The sequence below is a fragment of the Burkholderia sp. HI2500 genome (assembly GCF_002223055.1).
In the GTDB taxonomy this organism is placed as follows: Bacteria; Pseudomonadota; Gammaproteobacteria; order Burkholderiales; family Burkholderiaceae; genus Burkholderia.
Window position 1 is genome coordinate 2,639,711 of sequence record NZ_NKFL01000006.1, and the last position, 25,486, is coordinate 2,665,196.

General features: G+C 65.6%; 24 protein-coding genes and 1 pseudogene. 13 read left to right on the forward strand and 12 right to left on the reverse strand.

Translation table 11 applies throughout. From position 1 onward, the window contains the following. The first annotated feature begins 305 nt into the window (after positions 1–305). The 5 genes from CFB45_RS29620 (at position 306) to CFB45_RS29640 (ending at position 6,667) form a co-directional block, all read left to right on the forward strand. Positions 306–1,532 carry an amino acid deaminase/aldolase gene (locus CFB45_RS29620; RefSeq protein WP_089428599.1) on the forward strand — a complete coding sequence of 409 codons (1,227 nt, stop codon included), beginning with the start codon at positions 306–308 and terminating at the stop codon, positions 1,530–1,532. Between the two features lie 75 nt (positions 1,533–1,607). After that, complete coding sequence (locus CFB45_RS29625; RefSeq protein WP_089428600.1) at positions 1,608–3,026, forward strand: D-arabinono-1,4-lactone oxidase; 1,419 nt, start codon at positions 1,608–1,610, stop codon at positions 3,024–3,026. Then, positions 3,023–4,213 carry an MFS transporter gene (locus CFB45_RS29630; protein WP_089428601.1) on the forward strand — a complete coding sequence of 397 codons (1,191 nt, stop codon included), beginning with the start codon at positions 3,023–3,025 and terminating at the stop codon, positions 4,211–4,213. Before CFB45_RS29625 ends, CFB45_RS29630 begins: the two co-directional genes overlap by 4 nt. A gap of 135 nt (positions 4,214–4,348) precedes the next feature. Continuing rightward, positions 4,349–5,545: a porin gene (locus CFB45_RS29635; protein ID WP_089428602.1), complete on the forward strand. Its 1,197-nt coding sequence runs from the start codon at positions 4,349–4,351 to the stop codon at positions 5,543–5,545. 99 nt (positions 5,546–5,644) lie between these two features. Next, positions 5,645–6,667: an AraC family transcriptional regulator gene (locus CFB45_RS29640; protein WP_089428603.1), complete on the forward strand. Its 1,023-nt coding sequence runs from the start codon at positions 5,645–5,647 to the stop codon at positions 6,665–6,667. Positions 6,668–6,728: 61 nt separating this feature from the next. Here the strand turns inward: CFB45_RS29640 and CFB45_RS29645 are convergent, their stop codons facing one another. The 5 genes from CFB45_RS29645 to CFB45_RS29665 form a co-directional block, all read right to left on the reverse strand. Next, positions 6,729–7,088 carry a BON domain-containing protein gene (locus CFB45_RS29645; protein WP_089428604.1) on the reverse strand — a complete coding sequence of 120 codons (360 nt, stop codon included), beginning with the start codon at positions 7,086–7,088 and terminating at the stop codon, positions 6,729–6,731. Positions 7,089–7,129: 41 nt separating this feature from the next. Next, positions 7,130–8,188: a porin gene (locus CFB45_RS29650; RefSeq protein WP_089428605.1), complete on the reverse strand. Its 1,059-nt coding sequence runs from the start codon at positions 8,186–8,188 to the stop codon at positions 7,130–7,132. A 155-nt stretch (positions 8,189–8,343) separates the two neighbouring features. Further along, positions 8,344–9,690: a PhoPQ-activated protein PqaA family protein gene (locus CFB45_RS29655; protein WP_089428606.1), complete on the reverse strand. Its 1,347-nt coding sequence runs from the start codon at positions 9,688–9,690 to the stop codon at positions 8,344–8,346. Next, on the reverse strand, positions 9,687–11,033 hold the full coding sequence (locus CFB45_RS29660) for an MFS transporter (protein WP_089428607.1): 1,347 nt from the start codon (positions 11,031–11,033) through the stop codon (positions 9,687–9,689). Before CFB45_RS29660 ends, CFB45_RS29655 begins: the two co-directional genes overlap by 4 nt. Beyond that, the gene (locus CFB45_RS29665) at positions 11,030–12,142 is read right to left on the reverse strand and encodes a CaiB/BaiF CoA transferase family protein (protein WP_089428608.1); all 1,113 of its coding nucleotides are present in this window, start codon (positions 12,140–12,142) and stop codon (positions 11,030–11,032) included. The genes CFB45_RS29660 and CFB45_RS29665 overlap by 4 nt, the downstream gene beginning before the upstream one ends. A gap of 172 nt (positions 12,143–12,314) precedes the next feature. Between CFB45_RS29665 and CFB45_RS29670 the strand changes: the two genes are divergently transcribed. Continuing rightward, positions 12,315–13,289 carry a LysR substrate-binding domain-containing protein gene (locus tag CFB45_RS29670; protein ID WP_089428609.1) on the forward strand — a complete coding sequence of 325 codons (975 nt, stop codon included), beginning with the start codon at positions 12,315–12,317 and terminating at the stop codon, positions 13,287–13,289. A gap of 100 nt (positions 13,290–13,389) precedes the next feature. On the opposite strand, the gene CFB45_RS29675 is transcribed toward CFB45_RS29670, so the two are convergent. The 6 genes from CFB45_RS29675 to CFB45_RS29700 all read right to left on the reverse strand — a co-directional run bounded on the left by CFB45_RS29675 (position 13,390) and on the right by CFB45_RS29700 (position 18,949). Beyond that, a complete protein-coding gene (locus CFB45_RS29675) occupies positions 13,390–14,295 on the reverse strand; it encodes a LysR family transcriptional regulator (RefSeq protein ID WP_089428610.1) in 906 nt (301 codons plus the stop codon). Positions 14,296–14,371: 76 nt separating this feature from the next. After that, on the reverse strand, positions 14,372–15,616 hold the full coding sequence (locus CFB45_RS29680; RefSeq protein ID WP_089428611.1) for an acyl-CoA dehydrogenase family protein: 1,245 nt from the start codon (positions 15,614–15,616) through the stop codon (positions 14,372–14,374). 33 nt (positions 15,617–15,649) lie between these two features. Continuing rightward, entirely contained in the window at positions 15,650–16,408 is a 759-nt protein-coding gene (locus CFB45_RS29685) for an SDR family NAD(P)-dependent oxidoreductase (protein ID WP_089428612.1), read from the reverse strand. A 7-nt stretch (positions 16,409–16,415) separates the two neighbouring features. Further along, positions 16,416–17,180: an SDR family oxidoreductase gene (locus CFB45_RS29690; RefSeq protein WP_089429201.1), complete on the reverse strand. Its 765-nt coding sequence runs from the start codon at positions 17,178–17,180 to the stop codon at positions 16,416–16,418. Between the two features lie 43 nt (positions 17,181–17,223). After that, positions 17,224–18,255, reverse strand: a complete 1,032-nt coding sequence (locus tag CFB45_RS29695) for a phosphotransferase (RefSeq protein ID WP_089428613.1) — start codon at positions 18,253–18,255, stop codon at positions 17,224–17,226. Positions 18,256–18,274: 19 nt separating this feature from the next. Beyond that, the gene (locus tag CFB45_RS29700; RefSeq protein WP_089428614.1) at positions 18,275–18,949 is read right to left on the reverse strand and encodes a histidine phosphatase family protein; all 675 of its coding nucleotides are present in this window, start codon (positions 18,947–18,949) and stop codon (positions 18,275–18,277) included. Positions 18,950–19,157: 208 nt separating this feature from the next. Here CFB45_RS29700 and CFB45_RS29705 point away from each other — a divergent pair, with 208 nt between their 5' ends. Continuing rightward, positions 19,158–19,313, forward strand: a complete 156-nt coding sequence (locus CFB45_RS29705; RefSeq protein WP_089428615.1) for a DUF3309 family protein — start codon at positions 19,158–19,160, stop codon at positions 19,311–19,313. A 350-nt stretch (positions 19,314–19,663) separates the two neighbouring features. On the opposite strand, the gene CFB45_RS29710 is transcribed toward CFB45_RS29705, so the two are convergent. Then, positions 19,664–20,164 carry a GNAT family N-acetyltransferase gene (locus tag CFB45_RS29710; protein WP_089428616.1) on the reverse strand — a complete coding sequence of 167 codons (501 nt, stop codon included), beginning with the start codon at positions 20,162–20,164 and terminating at the stop codon, positions 19,664–19,666. Between the two features lie 218 nt (positions 20,165–20,382). Between CFB45_RS29710 and CFB45_RS29715 the strand changes: the two genes are divergently transcribed. From CFB45_RS29715 to CFB45_RS29735, 6 genes and pseudogenes are all read left to right on the forward strand, one after another. Beyond that, positions 20,383–21,120, forward strand: a complete 738-nt coding sequence (locus CFB45_RS29715) for a response regulator (protein ID WP_089428617.1) — start codon at positions 20,383–20,385, stop codon at positions 21,118–21,120. A gap of 1 nt (position 21,121) precedes the next feature. Continuing rightward, complete coding sequence (locus CFB45_RS29720) at positions 21,122–22,207, forward strand: ATP-binding protein (protein WP_089428618.1); 1,086 nt, start codon at positions 21,122–21,124, stop codon at positions 22,205–22,207. Between the two features lie 238 nt (positions 22,208–22,445). Then, entirely contained in the window at positions 22,446–22,595 is a 150-nt protein-coding gene (locus CFB45_RS39195) for a hypothetical protein (RefSeq protein ID WP_174975508.1), read from the forward strand. Positions 22,596–22,973: 378 nt separating this feature from the next. Continuing rightward, positions 22,974–23,177: pseudogene (locus CFB45_RS39645) on the forward strand (PAAR domain-containing protein); the annotation flags it as partial. Positions 23,178–23,522: 345 nt separating this feature from the next. Next, the gene (locus tag CFB45_RS29730) at positions 23,523–24,827 is read left to right on the forward strand and encodes a DUF6402 family protein (protein ID WP_089428619.1); all 1,305 of its coding nucleotides are present in this window, start codon (positions 23,523–23,525) and stop codon (positions 24,825–24,827) included. Then, positions 24,824–25,462, forward strand: coding sequence for a hypothetical protein (locus tag CFB45_RS29735; protein WP_256976832.1), 639 nt, complete (start codon positions 24,824–24,826; stop codon positions 25,460–25,462). The genes CFB45_RS29730 and CFB45_RS29735 overlap by 4 nt, the downstream gene beginning before the upstream one ends. Positions 25,463–25,486 lie beyond the last annotated feature (24 nt).

Genomic DNA, 25,486 nt, shown 5'->3' on the forward strand with positions numbered 1-25,486 from the left:
GTCCCGCCAGACGTTTGAAACGCATTACGTGGTCGCTCGACCAAGCGCGCCATGTCGCGCGTCACGCCCGTCCGGCGGCGGTTCGGGCCGATACGTACCGTGTGCGCCGCGACACCAAGCAAGCAGCGATCCAGCCGCACGGCGCGCGGTGGTCACACATCGGCGTGACCGATACGGATGGCCGGATAAGACCCGTCGAACGACCCGCTGAGCGCTTGGTCGTGATTTTGGCCAGCCCTATGCTGGTTTCCGACACGCGCCGAACGGTCGGCGCGACGCCCACCCCATCCAGCCGAGCCCGTTCCATGAGCCGTGCAGACCTTCCGCATCGCGCATCCGCCGCCATCCACGACTATCCGACCTATCGCGACGCGCTCGCGGGGCGCCGGCTACCTACCGCCTTCGTCGACCTCGACTGCCTCGACGCGAACCTCGCCGACCTGAAGCGCCGCGCACGCGGCCTGCCGATCCGGCTTGCGACGAAGTCGGTGCGCTCGCGCGAACTGATCGGCGCGGTGCTCGCCGCCGGCCCGTTCATGCAGGGGCTGCTGTGCTACTCGGCCGCGGAAGCCGCGTGGCTCGCGGACGGTGGGTTCGACGACATCGTCGTCGCGTATCCGGCCGTCGAGCCCGACGACCTGCGCGCGGTGGCCGCCCAGCTCCGGCGCGGCCGCTCGATCACGCTGATGGTCGACGCCGCCGTACAGGTCGACGCGATCGACCGCGTCGCCCACGACGAACGCGTGACGATCCCGCTCGCGATCGATCTCGACATGTCGTCCGCGTATCCGGGCCTGTACTTCGGCATGTACCGCTCGCCGGTGCGCGACGCGGCCGGCGCACTCGCGCTCGCGAACCACATCGGCGAGCGACAGCACGTGCGGCTCGACGGGCTGATGGGCTACGAAGGACAGATCGCCGGCGTGGCCGACACGGCGCCTGGCAGCAGCGCCCGCAACGCGCTGGTGCGGCACCTGAAGCGCCGCTCGGCGCGCGAGATCAACGCGCGCCGCCAGGCGGCCGTGCAAGCGCTCGCGGCGGCGGGCCACGCGCTGCGCTTCGTGAACGGCGGCGGCACCGGCAGTATCGAGAGCACGCTCGGCGACGCGTCGGTCACCGAGCTTGCGGCCGGCTCCGGCCTCTACGCGCCGGCGCTGTTCGATCACTACGCGGCGTTTCGCGCGCAGCCGGCCGCCGGCTTCGCGCTGCCGGTCGTGCGGATTCCGCAACCGGGCATCGTGACCTGTTCGGGCGGCGGCTATGTCGCATCGGGGCCGGCCGGCAAGAGCCGCCTGCCGCGGCCGTGGCTGCCGGCCGGCTGCACACTGATCGACAACGAAGGCGCGGGCGAGGTGCAGACGCCCGTGCGCGTGCCGCGCGGCGTCGCACCGGCGATCGGCGATCCGATCCTGTTCCGACACGCGAAGGCCGGTGAACTGTGCGAGCGCTTCAACACGCTGCTGCTGATCCGCGGCGGCCGCGTGGTCGGCGAGGCGCTCACTTATCGCGGCGAAGGCAAGAGCTTTTTCTAGCGGGCCGCGCGGCCCGTCGTTCAAAACCGGTCAACCCGTTCAATCCATTCAAACGACAACCACGGAGACAAAGCCATGTGGCGCAACTGGTCGGGATATGTCTGCAGTCCTGATGCAACCGTGTCGACGCCTGCGTCGCCCGCCGGGCTCGCGGCCGTGCTGCGCGACGCGGCGGCCGCCGGCGCCACCGTGCGCGCGGCCGGTGCCGGTCATTCGTTCTCGCCGCTCGTGCAGACCGACGACGTGATCCTGTCGCTCGACGCGATGCAGGGCGTGATCGACGTCGACCGCGACCGGCGCGTCGCGCGCGTGCAGGCCGGCACGCGGCTGTGGGCGCTGGGCCCGACGCTCGCCGCGCACGGCCTCGCGATGGAGAACCTCGGCGACATCAACGTGCAGTCGATCGCCGGCGCGACCAGCACCGGCACGCACGGCACCGGCATCACGCTCGGCAACCTGTCGACGCAGATCGACAGCCTGACCTTCATGTGCGCGGACGGCAGCGAGATCCGCGCGAGCGCCGGCACGCATCCCGACCTGTTCGCCGGCGGCCGGATCGGGCTCGGCGCGCTCGGCGTGCTGACGGAGATCGGCCTGCGCCTCGTGCCCGCGTTCAAGCTGCGCCTCGAGCGCGGCGGGATGCAGCTCGACGACTGCCTCGCGCAAGCGGATGCGCTGATCGCGAAGCATCGCTCGTTCGAGTTCTACTGGTTCCCGCATACGGACACCGTGCTGACCAAGGCGTGGGACATGACCGACGAGCCGGCCGACGCGGTGCACTGGGCAAGCCGCGCATCCGAGTCGTTCCTCGAGAACACGGTGTTCGGCGCGCTGTGCGGGCTCGGCCGGCGCGTGCCGTCGCTGTGCCCGGCGCTGAGCCGGCTGTGCGCATCGACGGTGTCGGCCGGCCGCCACGTGGATGCGAGCTACGCGATGCTGTCGACGGTGCGCCGCGTGCGCTTCAACGAAATGGAGTGGTCGGTGCCGGCCGAACGCGGCGCCGATGCGCTGCGCGAGATCCGCGCGTTCATCGCGCGCCGCAGCTTCCCGCTGATGTTCCCGCTCGAATACCGCTGGGTGCGTGGCGACGATATCTGGCTGAGCCCGGACTACGGCCGCGACAGCGTGCGCATCTCGGTGCACCAGTATCGCGGGATGCCGTTCGACGCGTACTTCTCGGGCGTGCAGGCGATCTGCCGCAATCACGGCGGGCGGCCGCACTGGGGCAAGGTGCATGCGATGAAGGCCGCCGAGCTGGCGGCGTGCTATCCGCACTGGGACGATTTCCTCGCGCTGCGCGAACAGATGGACCCGCATGGCCGCTTCCTGACGCCGTACCTGCGCACGCTGTTCGGCCTGCCGCAACGCGCAAGCGCCAGTGCAAGCGTAGCCTCAGCCGCGTGCGCCACGCCGGCCCGCCGAGGGACACACCCGATGCCCGAAACCGCCGGCATCGTACAAGATCGGCCGCGATCCAACCAGGAGGCCTCGTGAGCACCGCCACCCTGCATGCCGCCGCACAGTCGCGCCCCGATCCGTCGACCGGCGCCGTCGTCCGCCTTGCGTTCGCGTTCGCCGCGGCCACCAACGGCCTGATCCTGTCGCCGTTCCTCGTCGCGGCCGTGATGACGCGCTTCCGGCTCGACGAAGGCACCGCGACCGCGCTCGTCAGCGCCGAGATCCTCGGCATCGCGATCAGTTGCGCGCTGCTGTCGCACCGGATCGCGCGCGCCGCGCGGCCGTTCACGCTGGCCGGCCTGGTCGGCACGATCGCCGGGCAGGCGCTCAGCGCGGTCGCGCCCGGCATCGTGTCCGCGGCGCTCGCGCGCGGGATGACGGGGCTGTTCGAAGGGATGCTGTTCGTCGTCGTCGCGTCCGGCGTGTCGCAGCGCGCGTCGACCGACCGCCTGTGGGGGCAAATCAACCTGCTCGCGGGCGGCATCAACGGCGGCATCCTCGTGCTGATCTCCGCGTTGCCGGCCACCTGGCTCGGGCGCGGGGTGTTCGCGCTGCTGGCGGCCGTCGTCGCCGTGCTGGCGCCCGCGATCCGCGGCATCGACGCATTCGCGAGCGCCCCCGCGCAGACCCACGTGCGCGCCGGCACGCTGCCGTGGCGGCCGGTGATCGCGATCTGGGTCGTGACCGCGCTCATCTACGGCGTGCAGGCGTCGCAATGGGCGATCGCCGGCTTCGTCGGCGAGCGTGCCGGGCTGTCGCCGACGACGATCGGCGTGCTGCTGTCGGTGTCGTCGCTGCTCGGCTTCGTCGGCGCGGCGATTCCGTCGCATCCGGCCAGCCACAAGCACCGCCTCGCGCTGATCTGGGCCGCGCAGCTCGCGATGATCGCGTCGATCGAATGGTTCTTCAGCGCGCGCGGCGGCAGCGCGTACTTCCTGAGCCAGTTCGTGCTGAACAGCGCGTTCTTCGTGATCGTGCCGTTCCTCACCGGGATGCTGTCCGACGTCGACCCAGACGGCTCGCTGGTCGCGCGCACGCTCGTCGTCACGTTCTTCGCGGCCGGCATCGGCACCGCGCTGTCGGGCGCGCTGCTCGGCCGCTTCGGCGGCGCGCGCGTCGCCCACGTGCTGTGCGTGGCCGTGCTGGCCGCCGCCCCGTTCGTGCGGCTCGCGCTGCGCCGCGCGGCGCCCGGCGCGGTGGCGCGCGCGTCGCCGTCGCCCTGACCGCAGTGCGACATGGCGTGGCCGCGACGCACCACGCGAATGGCCGCCGCGGCCGTGGCCCGTGCAAATTTGGCTTTCACCATTCGTTTCCGGCGGTCCGAGCCGCCACCCCTTTTCGATGCGGAGTCCAGAACAATGAATCGTCACGATAGCGTTCGCGCCGCGTGCTGCGCGATGATGATCCTGGCCAGTACCGGTGCGCACGCGCAAAGCAACGTGACGCTGTACGGCGTGATCGATGCGGGCATCCGCTACGAAACCCACGGCGTGTCCTACGGCGCCGACGGCGCGCCGGTGTCGACGGGCCGCAAGATCTCGATGGCCGACGGCGGCGGCCTGACGGAAAGCTATTGGGGCCTCAAGGGGCAGGAGGATCTCGGCGGCGGGCTGTCCGCGCAGTTCAACGTGGAAAGCCACTTCGGCCCGAACAGCGGCGCGATCGTGCCGGCCGGCGCGCCGAACTTCTTCGAGGTCGCGTACGTGGGGTTGACGTCGACGTCGCTCGGCCAGCTCGCGCTCGGGCGCCAGTACAACGTGCCGTTCGAGATGGTGTCGCTGACCTACGGCTCGAACCTGTGGGCCGGCCCGCAGGATCCGTACTTCAACCTGTTCAAGCCCGAGCAGACGATGCTCGCGGGCTCGCGCACCAGCAACATGATCCAGTACGGCGCGCAGCTCGGCAGCCTGTACCTGCTCGCGCAGTACGCGCCGGGCGGCCATGCGGGCGGCGGCGTGCTCGGCGGCCAGGCCGGTGCGGCGATCGCGTACGCGCCGGACAAGGGGCCGTTCACGGTCGGCGCGTCGTTCATGCGCAGCTGGGACGACGTCACGCATGCGAAATTCGACATCTACGGCGGCGGCGGCTCCGTCACGCTCGGCAACGCGACCGTCAACGCCGGCTATATCGAGAACGCGCGCGACAACGACTTCACGTCGTTCGCGAACGGCCCGTTCAGCTCGACCGATCTCGCCGCGCTCGGCATCATCTCGCCCGCGCAGGTGGTCGATCCGTCGACGCCCGGCGGGTTCCGGCGCCGCAAGATGGCGCTCGCGGGGCTGACCTACCGGTTCACGTCGGCGTTCACGGCCGCCGTCAACGCATGGTGGACCACGCAGTCGGGCTACACGCCGGACTTCGACGGCCGCGCGCGCCAGTTCCAGGTGATCGCCGGCTACAGCCTGTCAAAGCGCAGCATGCTCTATGCGGAAGTCGACTACGCGATCTATCGCGGCGGCCTGGTCGGCGCGCAGCTGGTCGGCATCAATGGGCAGTCGCCGAGCACGAGCACCACGCAGCTCGGCGCGACGGTCGGCCTGCGCCACTATTTCTGACGCGGAGCCGCGCGGGATGTGGGCAATCGCGGCCGGGGCGGCACCGGGTTTCCGGCCGGGCGGGACGAGTACAATCCATGGAAAAAATACGGAGCATCCATGGACGAACCCGACCGTTATACGACGGCGAATCTGCCGGTCCATCTGTTGCGGTGCCTCGCGGAGACAAGCAAGGAACTGGGCATCGACCCCACGCGGCTGTGCCTCGGGCTCGGCTTCGACGTCGCGGACCTGTCGAATCCGTCTTGCCGGATTTCCTTGCGCCAGGCGAGCACGATGATCCGCCGCGCGCTCGAGATGGCGCCGGGGCGGGCGCTCGGCCTCGAACTCGGCACGAGCGAGACGATCGCGTCGATCGGCCTGGTCGGCTACGCGATGCTGACGAGCCCGACGCTGAAGGACGCAATCGCGGTCGGGATGGAACTGCAGCGCCACACGGGGCCGCTGTTGCGCTTCGACGTGACGTCGGATGCACGCACGCTGTCGATCCGCGCGACCAACGTCTTCCTCGAACCCGACATCGAGGCGTTCCTCGTCGAGGAAGCGTTCGGCAGCTTCATGAAGATCGGGCGCTCGCTCGTCGGCCCCGCGTTCCAGCCGAAGGGCGTCGATCTCAGCTACCCGCCGCCGGCCTATGCGGAGCAATACGCGCGTGTGTTCCCGTGCCCGGTGCGGTTCGAACAGGAGCAGAACCTGTTCTCGTGCGACGCGGCGCTCGGCAACCGTCCGATCGCGACACACGATCCGCTCGCGCATCGCCAGACGCTCGAATTCCTGCAGGACGCGCTGCCGCCCGAACCCGAAGGCACCGAATTTCTCGAATCGATCGAACGGATCATGCGGCGCGACCTGCGGCACGCGCCGTCGCTCGCGGCGATCGCCGCGCAGCTGTGCATGAGCGAGCGCACACTCCGGCGGCGGCTTGCCGATCAGGGCGTGTCGTATCAGACGGTGATCGACACGATCCGCCGCAAGCGCGCATTCACGCTGCTGAGCAACCCGCGGCTGTCGATCGAGGACGTCGCGCACGAAGTCGGGTTCAGCGACGCGCACAACTTCCGGCGCGCGTTCAAGCGGTGGACGGGGCATGGGCCGAGAGAGGGACAGCGCACGCCCGCTTGAACGTCACGCGTGGCTGCGCGGGCCCCCTCCGATCGTTCTGTATCGGAGCGGCCCGCACCGATCACGGCATCTGCTCACCCAGGCGAAGCTGGTTCGTCACCTGCGTCACCCCGTCGACTTGCCGGGCCGCCTCCACGGCCATCGCGGCCTGCTGACCGTCGCTCACGCCACCGCGCAGCGTCACGACGCCGCTCCGGACGCGCACCATGATGCGCGTCGCATTCAGCCCGCGCGTGCGAGCGAGTGCGGCGCTGACACGACGCGTCAGGCGCCGGTCTTCGGCCCGCCGCGCGTTGTCCGCCGATACCCCGCTGGCAACGGTTGTCGACGCCGGATCCGATGCCGCTCGCGCGGCGCCGGCGACGGCCACGATGCCGAGTGCCACGACGATCGCGCCCCATCCACGTTGCAATGCTTTCATTGAGTCTCCCTTCACATACGGAAAATGACGGCGACCGACGCTCAGAACTTCGTCATCAGGCCAATCGATGCCCCCGTCATCCCGCTGCCGCCCGACCGCAAGCCGATGGCCGCGATATTGGTCGGATCGGTGCGGTACGCACCGGAGAAGCCGTTTCGATCGAACTCCGCATAGATCTCGGTGCGCTTCGACAGGAAGTATTCGACGACTGCGTACGTGGTGAGCTTGTGCCCGTCCGCGTCGCGCCGGTTGCCGAGATTGCTGCCGATGTCGTCGTACATGCCGGCCGTGAACTGCAGGAACGGTGTGGCCTGATAGACGACACCCAGCGCGGGAATCTTGTCGCGGCGATGCGGCCGATTCGCGTTCGCGCTCGATACGTCGAGGGCCGAGTAGCTCGCATAGAGCCGGCCGGCACCGATCTGCCAGGTCCCGCCCGCCATCCAGGTCTGCGCGTACTGCGTCGCGTCGGCGCTGTACGTCTTCGCGTAGGACGCGCCGCCGAGCACCGTCTGGTACTGGTACATCGCCGCAGCAGAAAAATTGGTTCCGGCGCGCATATTGCCCGCGACGCCGCCGGGCGAATAGCTCGCCGCGACACGCAGGCCGCCCAGTTCGCCGATGTACTTGATCGTGTTGTTGAAGCGGGAATCGAGCGTGAACGGATTGCCGCTCCACAGCACGCCGGGCTCGATGGCAAGCGACTGGCCGCGCCCGCCCGCCGGATCCACAATGATCCCGAAGTCGGTCGCCGCGTTGAACTGGCGCCCGAACGTCAGGCGCCCGAAGCCGCCCGTCACGCCCACGTACGCCGCCTGCGAAAACAGCGTGCCGGACGTCTTCAGTGCGCCGGTGCCGCTGCTGAAGGAACCATCGAGCACGAACAGCGCCTTGAACCCGCCGCCCAGGTCCTCCCTTCCCCGGATGCCGAAATCGTTGCCCGCGATCAGGTTGTTGTTGTACCCCACGGCGCCCCCGCCTTGCATGCCGTTGGTCCATCGAATCCCGCCGCCGATCTGCCCGTAGAGGGTCACGCTCGACTGCGCCATGCCGATGCCCGGCAATGCGCCGAGCAATGCCACCCATGCGAATGTCCTCATCCGTCTCCTCCTGCCAGTGCCTGGCCTTATGTGTTCGTCACCGCCTCACTTCATCATTCGCACACCGAAACGATTCACCGACAGCCACCGCGGGTTGCTACCGGTTACTGCCGGGATCGGCGTTCCGCACGTTCGCCGATTCCCGTCTTCCTGGATTACTCGGCGAGCTGCCCGACGTTCTGCACGAGCGAGCTGACGTATCCCGGCCCGCCCGCGCCGTCGTGCTCGACCTCGACATACCACGCGAGGTTGTAGCCCGCCCGCAGGTTCAGCGCGGCGTGCCACGCGCCGTCGCGCACCGCCATCGGCGTCGATTGCCACGTGGCGCTGCGCCAGTCCTGCGACACCGGATGAGACGCGTGGAACAGCCTGACACCCGACACCTGCTCCGGCTCGACGCGTGCGGCCACGTCCAGCCTTTCACCGGCAATCTCATGCCGGACCACCGGCGTGCCGGGAACGCGACGGCCGGCAAAGGTGCGGGCGAGCCACATCCGCCACGCCGCCAGATGCTTCGTGGAGACCCACGAATGACGCACGTTGTCGATAGCGAGATAGGCCTTGTCGCCCGCCATGTCGGTCATCATGCTGTTGGGCGCGCCGAGCGCGAAGAACTCGTCGTTCGTGCCGAGCGCGACGAGGTACGCAGCCTTGATCCGGTCACGCCACAGATACGGATCGAAATGCATCAGCATCTGGAAGCCGACCGGATTGTTGAGTGCACGCAGCATCGTCTCCGCCCCCTGGAAGCCAGGCCCGGCACGTGACTCCGACGGCCCGGCGACGTACGGCCCGAACTCGGCAAACTTCGTCGCAAGGTGATACAGGTTGTTTCCGCCGTGGTAGCCGCACACCATCACGCCTGCCACCCGGTCCGGATCCGCGCCCGACGCAATGGCCACGCCGACCCCGCGTTTCGAATGGCCGAGCAGGACGGCCCGCTTCGTCCCGATGCCCGCGAGCGAATGCAGCAGCGTGATGGCGCGCAGATATGCCTTGGCGATCGGGTAGTACCCGTTCCAGGTCAGGTCGCCGGTCTCCAGCATCTTCTTCAGCGCATAGCCGGTGAAATCCGATTCGTCGAGGCCGAACGGGCAATCGGCCGGATTCGCGAAGATCATGACCGGCATCCCGAAGTCGAGCGCGGTGCCTTCCGCGTATTCGCCCTCGGTATCGAGCGTCGAGCCGGGAATGACGCGCCGCGCCCACTCCCCGGGCTCGAAGGTCTGGCGTTCCGTGCCGATGATGCCCGCCGCGCCGTCGCCGTCGTAACCGTCAGGCACATAGATGCGGGCGGGATGCCGCCAGACGAGCCCATGCCATTGCTGGCTGGTGAAGGTCAGCTCGATGACGCGAACCCGGCGCCCGGCGCGATGCCGGCTCTCGCGCACGTCATCCGAGACGATCTCGGGCTGCAGCGTCGATTCGTCGAGCAATTCGGCTTGGTCGAAGAAGGGGGCCGGCCCCAGCACCGGCTTCGTGGCCGTGAAGGTCTGATTCATGAGCGTAGTTCCTGGTTGATGAGTGCCGCTTCGGCGGCCTTGGGGCGGATGACGCAGGCGAACAGCAGCACCACGGCGACGAGCGCGAGCGCGACGAGATAGAGCGCCGGGTCGAGGCTGCCTGCCCGCACGCGAATCGCGCCGAACAGCGCGGAACTCACGCCGGATGCCGCGCCCATGCTCGAGATCAGCGCGACGCCGGCGGCGGCGGCGTCGCGCGGCAACAGGCGCGTCGCGATCGCCCAGAGCACCGGATAGGCGGACGCGATGCCGCAGGTCGCGACGATGGCGCCGGCCATGACGCCGGGCAGCGCACCGTGCGAGACGGCCATCGTGCACAGTCCGGCAATGCCCGCGCCGACCGCGACGATGAAATGCACGTGACGCTCGCGGCGCCGGTCCGAACGACGGCCGTACCAGACCATCGCGATCGTGCCGGTCAGGTTCGGGATCACGACATACAGGCCGACGTGCTGCAGGTTCGTGACGCCGGTCGCCTCGATGATGGACGGCAGCCAGAAAATCAGCAAGTTGGTCGCGCACCCGAGCGAGAACGTCGTGAAGCCCAGCAGATAGACGCACGGCTCCCGCAGCGCGGCGCGCAATGGATGACCGGCGGCATGCGGACCCTCGGGCGCACCCAGTGCCTGCTGCACGATGCGGCGCTCGTCAGGCGACAGCCAGCGGGCCTGTTCGGGGCCTTCGGGCAGCACCCGGTACGCGAGCACGCCGAGCACGACGCTCGGCACGCCTTCCAGCAGCATCAGCCATTGCCAGCCGCCGAGGCCGGCCACGCCACCCATCGAGTTCAATACCCAGCCCGACACCGGCCCGGTCACGAGCCCGGCCGCGGCGGCGGCCGTCATGAACAGCGCAATGACCTTCGCGCGGCGCTCGGCTGGAAACCAGAACGTGAGATACACCACGACGCCGGGGAAGAATCCCGCCTCGAACGCGCCGAGCAGGAAGCGCAGCGTGTAGAACTGGGCAGGTGTCCTGACGAACATCGTCGCGGCCGCGACCAAGCCCCACAACACCATGATCCGCAGCAGGGTGCGACGCACGCCGACCCGCCGCAGCATCAGGTTGCTTGGCAGTTCGAACAGGAGGATCCCGACGAAGAACGCCGAAGCCGCGACCCCGTATACCGCGTCGGTGAATCCGAGCGCCCCCTGCATCTGCAGCTTCGCGAGGCCGATGTTGTTGCGATTGACGAACGCGGCCAGGTAACACAGGAACAATAGCGGCACGAGACGCCTCGTGATGCGCGCGTACACCCGATCCGCCTCACTGCGCGCGGCCGTGCCGCCGCCGTCCGTCGAGCATTCCGTTCCGGTGTTCATGCCGATGCCCCTCCGTCAGGACACGATGCGTGCACGCGGTAGCCCAAGCCCGGCGACAGCACGCTGCAGTCGCCGTCGGACAACATGACGGATTCGAGCGCGTCGTGGTTCATCGCGTCGTCGACGAACTCGACGATCGTGCGCACCTTCGCGCAGGCAACGCCGACGCCGGCGCACGCTTCCTCGAGATCGGCCGCGCGCCATTCGCGGATCGCGGTGGCCAGGGCGGTGCGCAACGCCGCCGGGTCGCTGGCGCGCAGGAACGCGGCCGGCCCGCCGGCATCGAGCGGCGGATCGAAATAGCGGGGATCGCGTGCGATGTCGGCGCGCCCCAGTACGCCGAGCGCGGCAGCCAGTTGCCGTGGTGTGTTGGCGCCCAGCGCGACCCAGCCGTCCCGGGTGGCGAACAGATCCGCCGCCGGACTGCCCGAGTAGCCCTGGTTGCCGACCCGTGGCGGCGCCACGCGGCCCGTGAGCGCCTGGCAGGCGAACGGATACATCAACTGCAACGCGGCGCCGGTCATCGACACGTCGAGATAGCGCCCGAGACCGGTTGTATCCCGCTCGCGCAGTGCGGCCAGGATCGCCATCGCGGCAACGAGCCCCGTCCCGGCATCGACCACCGGAAAGCCCGTCTTGACCGGCGGCTCGCCTTCGCGGCCGGCCATCAGCGTCATGCCCGTCGCAGCCTGGACGACGTGGTCGTAGGCGGGCCGGTCCCGCCATGAGCCGGCGTTGCCCCAGCCGCTGATCGCGCAATACACGAGCCCGGGATTCAGCGCGCGCAGCGGGCCATCGCCCAGACCGAAGCGGTCGAGCACGCCCGGTCGCAGGCTGTCGACCAGCACGTCGGCTTCGCGTGCGAGTTCGAGCGCCTGGTCGCGGTCGCCTGCGTCGCTGAGGTCCAGTTCGATGGAGCGCTTGCCGGCGTTCAGCGCAACGAAGCCCATCCGGCCATTGCCGCGGCGCATCACGTCGCCGCCGTTGCGATTCTCGACCTTGACGACCTCGGCGCCCAGTTGTGCCAGATGGAACGTCGCCAGCGGGCCCGCGATGACGTGCGTGAAATCCAGCACGCGAATCCCGGTGAGCGGTTTGAATGCCGTCATGTCCGCCCTCCCGTCGCCCCTTTCGCCCCTTTCGCTGCCGCCCGACGGCTCGGCGACCCGGCCGGCTGCCGTTGCCGGTTCCTTGCTTGCCCCAACCCCTTGCGCATGTCTCTCTCCATTAGGTCGAGTCGCTATTGTGGGTAGGTTGCGCTTTCATGAAAATTGAAGATTCATGAACCAGCCTTCCGAAAACATGAATCCTGACCTGATTTCCGGACGACGCAATGCAGGCAATTTCCTGCGGCTGCGGCACTTGCGCATGCTTGAGCTGGTCGCGGACGGCGGCTCGCTCGCCGCGGCCGCCCGCACGCTGCACCTGTCCCAGCCGGCGATCACGAAAATGCTGCAGGAGATGGAAGCGGTGTTCGGCACGATGCTCGTGACGCGCGGCGCACGCGGCGGACGGCTGACCGCCGACGGCGAAGCCGTCCTGCAGCGCCTGCGGATCGCACTCGCGCAATTCGACGTCGCGCTGGCCGGCGACGGCAACGACGAAGGCCGGCCGCTGCTGCGCATCGGCATGCTGCCCGTGGTCAGTGTCGCGCTGTTGCCGCAGATCATGCGGCACCTGACACGGGACGCTCCGGCGCCCCGGCTCACGGTCATGGAATCGAACGTCTCGGGGCTGCTGGACGCGCTGTCCGCCGGGCGGATCGACTGCATCATCAGTCGCCCCGACGCGGAAGCGTTATCGAAGCTCGACGGGCTCGATGTGACGATCCTGCCCGTGTACGAAGAACCGCTGGCGATCGCGTGCCCGCTCGCGCATCCGTTCGCCGATGCGCGACGCATCTCGACGGAGCAGTTGCAACGCGAAGCCTGGATCATCCCGCATGCCGGCACCGACACGCGCCGCGCCTTCGACGCGCTGTTCGTCGATCACGGCCTGATGCCCCCGCGCCCACTCGTCGAATCGATGTCGTTTCACACGAACCTGCAGATGGCCGACGCGCTCGGCGCATTGACCGTCGCGCCCCAGTCGGCCGTGCTGCACTACGCGCGCATGGGCGTGATCCGCAAGGTCGTCGGTTTTCCGGTCATGCCGGTGGGGGAGATCGCGCTGATCCATCTCGCGACGATGGCCGGCCTGCCCGCGCTGCAGCGATTTCGCGACGCGGTCGAAGCGGCCGCGCAAGCGCGTCGTTGATGCGCGGTTATCGCGGGGCGGCTTGCATCCGCGTCATCAAGAGGGCCACTCGATGTGCAGTCGGCTCACGCCGAAGTTGCCAAGGGTCGCTGCACACGCATCACTGCGCGTCGCCGATCCCGCCCATCAGCATCACCAGTTGCTCGCGCAGCCACCGGCTGCCCTGGTCCTGATCGGCGCTGCGATGCCAGTAGCAGAAGTATTCGAGGCCCGGCATCTCGAACGGCAGTTCGAGAATCCGCGCCGGATAGCGTTGCAGCAGCCGCAGCGGCGCGGTCAGCGCGAGATCGCCGCGCATCGCGATCAGCGGCGCGACCATGTAGTGCTGCACGCGCATCTGGATCGTGCGGCGCAGCCCGAGCCGCGTCAGCTCCGCGTCGACGTGCCCGCTGCCCTTGCGGCGGCTCGACACGTGGATGTGCCCCATCGCAAGGTAGTCGTCCATGGTGAGCGTGTCGCCCTTGAACGGGTGATCGTCGCGGATCATGCACGCATAGCGGTCGCGCACGAGCAGCGCCTGGTGCAGGTGCGGATCGCCGATCAGCGGCGCGTCGATCGCGAGGTCGACGGAGCCGTTCGCGAGCGCGGTCGCGACTTCGCGGCGGTCCATCGTGTAGCTGCGCACGTGCATGCCGGGCGCATGCGTCTGCAGCAGTTCGCCGAGCGCGGGCAGCAGCAGCGCCTCGGTCAGGTCGCTCATGCTCATCCGGAACACGCGCGTCGACGACGCCGGATCGAACACGTCGCCTTCGTGCGCGCTTGAATCGAGCAGCTGCATCGCCTCGCGCACGCGGCCGACGATGTTCTCGGCCAGCGGCGTGGGCATCATCCCGGCCGGCGTGCTGACGAACAGCGGATCGTTCAGGGTCTTGCGCAGCCGCGCCAGCGCGTTGCTGACGGCCGGCTGCGTGAGGTTCAGCACCTCGGCCGCGCGCGTCAGGTTGCGCTTGGTGTAGATCGCGTCGAATACGACGAACAGGTTCAGGTCAATCTTCGAAAGGCGCATCGCCGGATCTCCTTGCCGGCATCTTACGGCGTGCGCCTCTCGTTCGTCCACGGCCCTGCGCATCGTGGCGCGATGCTCAGCCGCGCAGCGGCGGCGTCAGGTACGCGGCCGTCGAATCCGGCTCGCCGTCCTTGATTTCCATCCGCGCGATCGCCTGCAGGTGCACCTCGTCCGGGCCGTCGGCGAAGCGCAGCGCGCGGCCCCAGGTCCAGTGGTCGGCGAGCGGCGTATCGGGGCTCAACCCCGCCGCGCCGAACACCTGCATCGCGCGGTCGCACACGTCCGTATAGACGGTCGGCACCAGCGCCTTGATCATCGAGATTTCCTTGCGGGCAGCCTTCGCGCCGACCTTGTCGATCATCCACGCGGCCTTCAGCACCAGCAAACGCGCCTGCTCGATCTCGATGCGCGAGCGTGCGATCCATTCGCCGACCGTGCCGTGCTTGTTCAACGGCTTGCCGAACGCGACGCGCGATTGCGCGCGGTCGACCATCAGCTCCAGCGCAAGCTCGGCCGCACCGATCGAGCGCATGCAGTGGTGGATGCGGCCCGGCCCGAGGCGGGCCTGCGCGAGCGCGAAGCCGCTGCCTTCCTCGCCGAGCAGGTTGCGCGCCGGCACGCGCACGTTGTCGAATGTGATCTCGCAGTGCCCTTCCGGCGCGTAGTGATTGACCACCGTGATGTTGCGCACGATCGTCACGCCCGGCGTGTCGCGCGGCACGAGGATCATGCTCTGCTGCTGGTGCGACGCGGCCTCGGGATCGGTCTTGCCCATCACGATGAAGATCTTGCAGTTCGGATGCGCGGCGTTCGTGATGAACCACTTGCGGCCGTTGATCACGTACTCGTCGCCCACGCGCTCGATGCGCGTCGTGATGTTGGTCGCATCCGACGACGCCACGTCGGGCTCCGTCATCGCGAACGCCGAGCGGATCTCGCCGCGCAAGAGCGGCTTCAGCCACTGTTCGCGCTGCTCGGGGGACGCGAACATGTGCAGCAGCTCCATGTTGCCGGTGTCCGGCGCGTTGCAGTTGAACACTTCCGACGCCCAGCCCACCCGCCCCATGATCTCGGCGAGCGGCGCATATTCGAGGTTCGTCAGGCCCATGCCGGGCTCGTCGTCCTTCAGGTGCGGCAGGAACAGGTTCCACAGCCCTTCCGCCTTCGCGCGTTCCTTCAGCTCCTCCATGAACGACACGGGATACTGGCCCGCATGCACTTCCTCGTTCCACTGGCGAATGCGCGGCACGATGTGCGCGTCCATGAATGCGCGCACGCGGCTGCGCAGTTCTTCCACTTTCGGGGTGTAGCCAAAATCCATGATCGACTCCTCGATTCCGTTCGTCCGGTTCGGTCAGAAGGCCGAGACACCGCCGTCGACGGCGACGGCCTGCCCGGTCAGATAAGTGTTTTCCTTCGCGCACAGCGTCAGCATCGTCGCGACGATTTCCTCGGGCCGGCCGAGCCGCTTCATCGGCGAGCCCTGCGCGAGAAAATCCTGGCGGTCGCCGATATCGCTGTCGGTGACCATCGGCGTCGTGCTGTAGAACGGGCATACCGCATTCACGCGGATGCCGTGGCGCGCGTATTCGATGGCCGCCGTCTTCGTGAGCCCGACCACCGCATGCTTGGACGCCGCGTAGGCCGCCAGCTTCGGCGCGCCGCCGAGCCCGGCCATCGACGCGACGTTCAAGATCACGCCCGAGCGCTGCGCGAGCATCTGGCGGATCTGGTGCTTCATCCCGAAGAACACACCCTTCGCGTTCACCGCGAAGCTCAGGTCGAGATCGGCTTCGTCGGTGTCGATCAGCGCCTTCATCGGCGGTGCGATGCCCGCGTTGTTGATGCCGACGTCGAGCCGGCCGAACCGCTCGGCGGCCGCCTGTACCAGCGCGGCCACCTCCGCCTCGACGCGCACGTCGCAGCGTTGCGCGATCACGTCGGCGCCGGCCGCGCGCAGCGGCGCGGCCACGCGTTCGAGCGCTTCGCCGTTCAGGTCGCCGAGCGCGATGCGCGCGCCCATCGCGGCCAGCTCGCTCGCGAGCACCGCGCCGAAGCCGCTCGCGGCGCCGGTGATCATCACGGCTTGCCCGGCATAGCTGTCGATCTTCATCGCGCGCTCAGATCGTCAGGCCGCCGTCGACGACGATGCATTCGCCGTTCGTGTAGCTCGCCGCGTCCGACACGAGATACAGCACCGTGCCGGCCATTTCGCGCGGCTCCGCGTGGCGGCGCAGCGGGATCTTCCCCATCCAGGTCTCGTAGATGTCCTTGTCGGCGAACAGCGCGCCCGCGAACTTCGTCTTCGTGAGACCCGGCAGCAGCGCGTTCACGCGGATGCCGAGCGGACCGCATTCCTTCGCGAACGCCTTCGTCATGTTGACGACCGCGGCCTTCGTGATCGAGTAGATGCCCTGCCGGTCGCCCGGCTGCAGCGCGTTCACCGACGCCGTGTTGACGATCGCACCGCCGCCGTGCGTCTTCATCAGCTTGCCGGCCTCGACCGACATGAAGAAGTAGCCGCGGATGTTCACGTCGACCGTCTTCTCGTACGCGGCGAGGTCGGTATCGAGGATGTGCCCGAAATACGGGTTCGCGGCCGCGTTGTTCACGAGGATGTCGAGACGGCCGTGCTTGCTGCGGATGTGCTCGAACGTCGCGGCGATATCCTCGAGCCGCCCGACGTGGCAGGCCAGCGCCTCGGCGCGGCCGCCTGCCGCGACGATCTCGTCGGCGACGGTCTGGCAGTCGGCGAGCTTGCGGCTCGACACGATCACGTGCGCGCCCTGCTCCGCGAGCAGTTTCGCGATTTCCTCGCCGATGCCGCGGCTCGCGCCCGTCACCAGGGCGATCTTGCCCGTCAGGTCGAACAGATTCGTTGCCATGTTGCTGTGCTCCTCCATTGATGTGGTGTCCTGCCCGGCCGCTTCAGCGATGCGCGTCGATCACGCCGACGGCCAGCTCGGCGAGCCGCCCGGCCATCGCGCCGACGCGCAGCGCCTGCTCGCTCGACGCATTGCCCTGCAGCGCGCGCGCCTTCACGCCCTGCGCGATCGACGCGAGCCGGAAGAAACTGAACGCGAGGTAGAAGTGCCAGTCGCGGATCGGCTCGATGCCGCGCAGTTCGCAATAGCGCGCGACGATCGCCGCTTCGTCCGGCACGCCGAGTTCGGCGCGATCCTGGCCCGCGAGCCCGCGCACCTGCCCGCCGGACGGTAGCCGCAGGCACATGCAGAGATACGCGAGATCGGCGAGCGGATTGCCGAGCGTCGACAGTTCCCAGTCGAGCACGGCCTGCACGCGGTAGCTGTCGCGCGCGAACATCAGGTTGTCGATCCGGAAATCGCCATGCACCAGCGTCGGCCGGCCCGTGTCCTCCGGGCACGCCTTCGGCAGCCAGTCGATCAGCGTTTCCATCGCGTCGAGGCGCTCGGTTTCCGCCGCGCGGTACTGCTTCGTCCACACGCCGATCTGGCGCTCGAAGTAGTTGCCGGGGCGGCCGTAGTCGGTGAGGCCCACTGCCTCGACATCGACGTCGTGCAACGCGGCCATCGTCTGCAGCAACGCGTCGTAGCAGGCCGCGCGATCGGCCTTCGGCAGTTCCGGCAGCGCGGGGTCCCAGAAGATCCGGCCGTCCTCGTAGCTCATCACGTAGAACAGGCTGCCGATCACGTCGCGGTCTTCGCAGAGGTGAACCGGATGCGCGACCGGCACCGCGGTGCCCGACAGCGCGGTGAGCACGCGGAATTCGCGGTCGACCGCATGGGCGGACTTCAGCAGTTCGCCCGGCGGCTGGCGGCGCAGCACGTAGCGGCCGCTCTTCGCGTGCAGCAGGAAAGTCGGATTCGACTGGCCGCCGGCAAACTTCTCCGTGTCGACCGGGCCTTCGAAGCCCGGCACGTGCGCTTCCAGATAGCGCGTGAGGCGGGCTACGTCGAGTTGCTGGGTAGGGTTCGTCATCGTCGCGATCGTTCGTGGGTCAGCCGTAGGTTCGCAGCGCGTGTCGTTCGGAATCCTCCAGATGCGGGATGCCGTTGAACGACGCGAGGTGGAACGCATCGGCGTTGAAGAAAAACTGCGAAAGACTGCTGTTGCGGATCTGCAGGTTCAGCGCGATCGCGCTCGACGGCGGGGCGGCCAGCACCTGCTGCACGGTGACCGCGATCGGCCCGCCGGAGCTCACCGCCAGCACGCGCTGGCCGCCGCCGTGGCGAATGGCCGCGCGGGCGTCGGCCACGCGCTGCTGGAAGTGCGCCCAGGTCTCGGGGGCCGAATCGCCGAGCTTGTCTTCCGACCAGAGCTGCAGCACCTGCCGCAGCGCGCGGAAATGCTCTTTCATCGAGCCGGCCGCGAGGCGGGCGATGTCGGGGTAGTCGTGCGCGGCGGCCGCGAACAGCCCGTGGAAGTCGTATTCGTTCAGGCCCGGGTGGCGGTCGACCGGCGCGCCTTCGCGGCCCATCCCGCGCAGGATCGCGTCGACCGTCTGCGCGTGGCGGTTCAGCGTGCCGCAGATCACGCGATCGAATGTGAGCGCTTGCTGCGCGAAGTATTCGCCGAGCCAGACGCCCTGCTGCTCGCCCGCCGCGGACAACCGGTCGTAGTCGTCCGTACCGAAGGACGCCTGCCCGTGCCGTACCAGAAATAGTTCAGCCATCGCATGCCCGCCAGATCAGAAGAATTCAGCATAGGGGGCGAGGACGCATTTTTAAACTTTATTTTCTGAATCCGGGGGTATTCATTCCGTGAATCCGCCCCCCTGCGGGCCTTGCCGCTGTTCGGCGCGCGCCGTCGCGGCACGCGCATTGCTCCCCTCACTCTCGGCGGGAGAACCGCGAAGTCCAATCCGTTCCAGGAGGGGTGCGATGCTCGGTACGATCCTTATCATCATTCTGATTCTCCTACTCATCGGTGCATTTCCTGCATGGCCCCACAGCCGAAGCTGGGGCTATTGGCCCTCGAGCACCGTCGGGCTGGTCGTCGTCATCGTCGTGATACTGGTGCTGATGGGCCAGATCTGACGCAGCCGCGCGCCAGCCGGGCAGGCAGAGGCCCGTTTGAAACAATCGCTGCCGGCCCGGCCGGAACGTGCGCATACCCGCACCGGGAGGGCCGGCAGTCGATTCACGGGCATGACGTCCATCGCACGTCATTGATCACCATGATCCGCGAGACAGCCACGCCATGACCTCCGACAGCGAAACGAAGCCGGACCAGGCGCCAGGTTTGGCCGGGGGTGCACGTTCGACAATCCGTCACGCGAGTGCGATATCCATCACGCCCGCATCCCGGCCGAACTCGAAATCGCAATCCACCCCGAGCATAGGTGAGTTGCGGCGGCCTCCGTTTCCACGGATCGAGAAGCGGTGTGCTACCGGATCGTGCGCTGCATGACGATCACGTCGCCGGAAAACCTCGGATTCACCGTGCGACGAATTTCATCGAAGCCTTCGCGCTGCCAGAAGGCCTGGGCGCGAGGATTGGTCGATATGACGGCCAGTTGCGCGGTGCGGTAGCCCCATTTCCTCGCCATGTCGACGAGCATCCCCAACGCGGCCTTGCCGTAACCGCGCCGCTGATGCGCTTCCGAGAGCAACAGCAGACCGATCCACAGGCAGTCGTCGTCCGGATAGGCCCGGATGACATCCGCGCAGCCGATCATGTGCTCGCCGACGCACAACCCGAACACCGATTTGTCGGCCGCCGCCTTGGCGGCTGGCTTGCCGTCGAAAAAATCGTCGACGTCTTCCTGGGTCGGCAAACGGCCTTCGACGCATTGCACGTACGAAGGCGCTTCGGTGAAGACACGCCAGACGTCGGCGCGGTCGCTGGCCGACTCGCCGGAAAGTGGGTGAAGGGTGAGCATCAGCATCGGATGGCCGCTGGAGACAGGAGAGCCGATTTTAGGGCGAACGGCATTCCTTACGCGTTACGCTTCCGGAACACACCGCAGCCCGCTTGCACCCAGCCTCCGCGCCCGCCGCTGCCCACCGCGCTCGACACGCGATGACCACCGCCCGACCTCTGCTCGACGGCGTTTCCCATGCGGTAGTATGGCGACTCGATGGAAACCCCGATGGACTCACACGAATGGCCCTGCCTGATCTCCCGCCCCCTTCCAGCGCCGGCCAGGACGCCCAGGCGCTCGTCCTGATCGCCGAAGACGAACCCGAGATCGCCGAGATCCTGACCGCCTATCTCGCGCGCGGCGGCCTGCGCACCGTGCACGCGGCCGACGGCCGCCGCGCGCTGGAACTGCACCTGCAGCTCAAGCCCGACCTCGTGCTGCTCGACGTGCAGATGCCGCACGTCGACGGCTGGAAGGTGCTCGCCGAAATCCGTCATCGCGGCGACACGCCCGTGATCATGCTGACCGCGCTCGACCAGGACATCGACAAGCTCACTGGCCTGCGCATCGGCGCCGACGACTACGTGGTGAAGCCGTTCAATCCCGCCGAAGTCGTCGCGCGTGCGCAGGCGGTGCTGCGCCGTTCGATGGCCGGCGCCCGCCAGGAAGAGCAGCGCGTGCTGCGGGTCGCGCCGTTCGAGATCGATCTCGAACGCCATGAAGCCACGCTCGAAGTGGGCAGCGAACGGCACACGCTCGTGCTGACGCTCACCGAGTTCAAGCTGCTCGCGCAGCTCGCGCGCGCGCCGCGGCGTGTGTTCAGCCGCGCCGAGCTGATGGCCACCTGCCTGCCGGAAGGCGACGCGCTGGAGCGCACGGTGGACAGCCACGTCAGCAAGCTGCGCAAGAAGCTGGACGACCTCGGCGTGCAGGGCGTACCCGTCAGCGTGCGCGGCGTCGGCTACAAGCTCTGGAGTTGACGTGAAGCTCGACGGCCTGAGCCGGCAGATCGCGCTGACGATGGCCGGGATGGTGTTCGGCGTGACGCTGCTGATGGTGCTCACCGCCATCCTCTTCTACTACGTCGCGTTCAATTACTGGCCCGCGCATTTCAACACGAAGAACTGGCTGCCGACCGCACCGGAATGGCTGTGGCTGATCGCGACTACGTCGGTCGGCCTCGCGCTGTCGGTCGCAGTCGCCGTCAATCTCGCGCGCCGCATCCTCGTGCCGCTCAATTCGGTCACGGACAGCATTCGCCGCGTCGCGCGCGGCGATCTCGACGCGCGTGCCGTGGCAGGCGACCGCTCGCTGCATGAAGCCGCGCTGCTCGCCGACCACTTCAACGCGCTCGCCGACGAGCTGAAGCGCGTGACCAACGAACAGGCGATCTGGAATGCCGCGATCGCGCACGAGCTGCGCACGCCCGTCACGGTGCTGCGCGGGCGCCTGCAGGGGCTCGCCGAAGGCGTGTTCAAGCCCGACGAAGCGCAGTTCCGCAGCCTGCTCACGCAGGTCGAAGGGCTGACGCGGCTGATCGAGGATCTGCGCGTGGTCAGCCTCGCGGATGGCGGCCACTTGAGCATCGAGATCCGCGACGCCGACCTTGCCGCCGACGTGCGCGCCGTGGTCGACGTGTTCGCCCATGCGCTGCAGGCCGCCGGCCAGCATCCGGTGCTCGATCTCGACCCGCGGCGCATGCGCTGCGACCCGGTGCGGATTCGTCAGGCGCTGCTCGCGCTGCTGGAAAACGCACGCCGCCACGCGGTGCCCGGCGCGATCCGGATCCAGACGCGCATCGAAGATGGGATGTGCCGGCTGCGCGTCGAGGACGACGGCCCCGGCATCCCGGCCGATTTCGCGCCGCACGTGTTCAAGGCGTTTCGGCGCATCGACGAGTCGCAGCCCGGCGGCAGCGGCCTCGGGCTCGCCGTCGTCGCGGCGATCGCCCATGCGCACTACGGCGAAGCCGTCTGCGTGCCGACCGGCGCGGGCGGCACGCGGTTCGAAGTACAGTGGCCCGAGAATCTCGCGCCGACGGCGGAACACGCGCGCTTCCCGGCCTAGTAAATGACCTGACATCCATCGAGTTCCATCAAGGAACGCAAATACCCTTGATACCCGCACGAATCCTAGGTTTCTCGCATATCAAGTTCGCGACCTGTAGCTGGCGATATTTCCAACAGGCGGCATGGTCTAGCGCTACCGCTACAGACTGACCGGCAAATACGAGAAGCTCACGCTGGACAAGTACCCAGCGCTTACGCTCAAGCCCTCAAGACTCATGCGCGATGGCGCATCGCAAATGGCAACAGTTGGCGAGTCGTCCGCACAGAAAAAACAGCGCGCCAAGGTCGCCGGCCCGGAAAGCACCACATTGAATCAGTTTGCCGAACGATACTTCAAGGAGATTCAGCGGCGCGACCGCAAGAACACTACGATGTCGCGCCGCTAGTTCGACTCAATATGGGCCGATAGGAAAACTGATGTTCGGATGCAATCAAACGTCAGCGCACTCATGTCGAAACCAGCATGCAGAAAATAACGATCAACAAAAAACGATATTCGTACGAAAAACTGGCGAATCCCGTATTTTTTCATACGCATCCCATATTCAAGCGCCCATCAAATGTGACAACCTAAATCCGCAATACTCGCCAAAACGACTTGCACTCAGAAATCTGGCTAGTGGCTACGGCGGAGATTTTTCTCAATAATTGGAGATTCATCGATGAACATGCGCGCAAACATAAACGGAAAATCTCAGATCGTAGTTGGAGATCTTACGCCCCATGGAGGGGTCACCATCTCCTGAAATCCTTTCCATACTTGGAATGACATTCCCACTGTGCGAATCGGCGACATTGTCACATGCCCAGAATGTTCGCCCCACATTTTCAAGGTCGCTCAAGGAGTGGCAAGCTTCACCGACAATGAGTTACCAGTGGCTACAGAAGACCACCTACAACTTGCGGCGCGAAGCTCATTGCACGCGCTGCTCCTGCTAGCCCGGCAATTGCCCATACCGCCTTTGTAAGCGGTTCGGGATACGACGAACAATTCATCTTGCACGATCTGGACAGCAATCCAATTCCGGATATGCCATATAAAATCACACAGCAGGCTGTTATTTATTGGAGAGATTTTTGAAATACAACAAAAAAAACTACAAGAGGAAAATCAAATTGACGACCAATATTGAACAAGCAACCAAGACAGAGGAGAAGGGGAAGAAATACTTCCTCGAAGGTCGTTACCCGCTCTTGAGCCATGTTCCGACGAGACAATCCGCGCCGTATAGATAGATGCTAGACTGCGCTCAGCCCGAGATTTTTCACCATTTGAATGGTGGATTATTTCCCCAAAATATACAGCCAAGAATATGGCAAATGTCAAAAGACTGCCTTACTACGAAATCAGTCCTGCGGTGCTTCCCTTTGCTACGGCGACGTGGAAAGCTCATGTTGGTTCGCAAGGATGTGTGCCTATCAACACGCCTCAATGCATCTCATACGCTCGGCTTGCGCCAGGTGAAGCCCCCCCACCACCGCCACCTAAGCCCACCCCTGAACAGGTCGAGGCTGAGGCTGCGTTCAAGAAGCTGCTTGCGGCACAACCCAAAGCATCTCCCAAGCCTCCTGCACCTCCCAAAGAGGCTGCTGATGCTGAGGATCATGACAAGATTCCTGAGTTTGACTTGCAGGATGTCCCTGTTGGTATGGAAAAAATGGGTTGGTTCATGGCGGCCAAACTTGCCAGAAGATGGTTTGCCGGTCCCAGTCATATCTACAACGACAAACCTGACTCCGAACAGCCTTTAGATGACATCAGCATCACGCTTAACTGGGCGTTGAAGTATGGCAAGGTAAAAAGCAGATTAAATGAGTTATTTTCAAAAGACATTTATTCTGAAAAAGCACTTGCCCTCATCAAAAAGAAAATTCTTCAGCACGTCACTACCGCGTTCACTGAAACAGCAAGCCAAAGTCCAAACCTCAGCTTCGACATAACCATTGGAACTGACATCAGGCAGTTTCATATAAATTGGCAAATTCAAAGGAAGAAGATCACTACCTTTGACACCCTTAGCGGAACCACCCTAACCGATCTATCAGCCACGCTGGGAAACTTCCTCATCTACGCTGCCATTGGTAGGGTTGAAGTCACGAATGAAAAATTCTTCAAATATGAAAAGCAATCCCACGAATACTGCATTGATTCAGTGGCGAAGCTTACCCATATTTACATCTACATAAAGGATAACTACTCATTCAATGACGACGACCCATCAAAGAGTCAATACCTCGGTCATTGGAATAAAGCAGGCATGATTACCTCATATTTAGAAGCAGCCAATGATTTACTCGGTCAAGTTAAGCCCGAGCTAAAAATTAGGATAAGCGGTGATAAAATTGAAGAGGATGAAATTGACTGGGACTACCTCTCAGTCAAGAAAGAGACCGATAAACCAGTTGATACACGCCGTGGATTTTTTGGGAAACTGGTAAAGAAAAACGTATACTGGCCCGTTTACAACCGAACCTATAATGAGTGGCGCTCGAAGCATAATAGAGGCGAAGATTTTATGATTTACAGTAAGCCTCAACTGTTCAAGCTCACGAAACCCATCACCATCAAACTGGGAACCATATGCCGTCCGTACGACAGTATTTCTATCGGTCAGTGAAAAATGTCTTTCTGATCGCCGGATCAATTGCTGCGCTGATTATTGCATACTTAGCCATCGATTGGCTTTTACCAAACAGCATGCACAATGGACTCGTCATCGCCTCTCTTTACTTCATCAAAGAGATCGGCGTTACAATTCTCTTTTTGATTGCACTGTTTTTTGGATACAGAGCATACCGCATTTATAAGACGGAAAAATCGTTCCCCCATGAACTTCTCAAGATGCTGCCAATCATCATTTTTTGGCTCGCCATTGTTATTTTTGGGGCAAACTTCTTTATGGGAAGCGACAGCTACAACTGCACAAAGCACAACTACAATCAGCAACTGAATGGTGGCATCAAAGAATTTCAAGGGGAAAAATATACTATCAACATCTGTGGAAGCGGGGTTAATAATAGCCACTTCCTCGGCGATAACATGGATTCCGTTCAATTGACCGTGCTCGATGCACAAGGTCAAGTTCAGGTCAAAAGGAATTACAAGGTCTTTTGGGATGGGCAGCCGGGTCATGAACCTCTGACCATCGGACCAAACAGCATTACCTACCAAGATGATGATAAGCAAGCGGACTATACGATCACCATGCCACCGACTTTAATCGAAAAACTCAAGGCGCGACTGCCATTTTAGAGTCGCTAACACAACCTGGACATG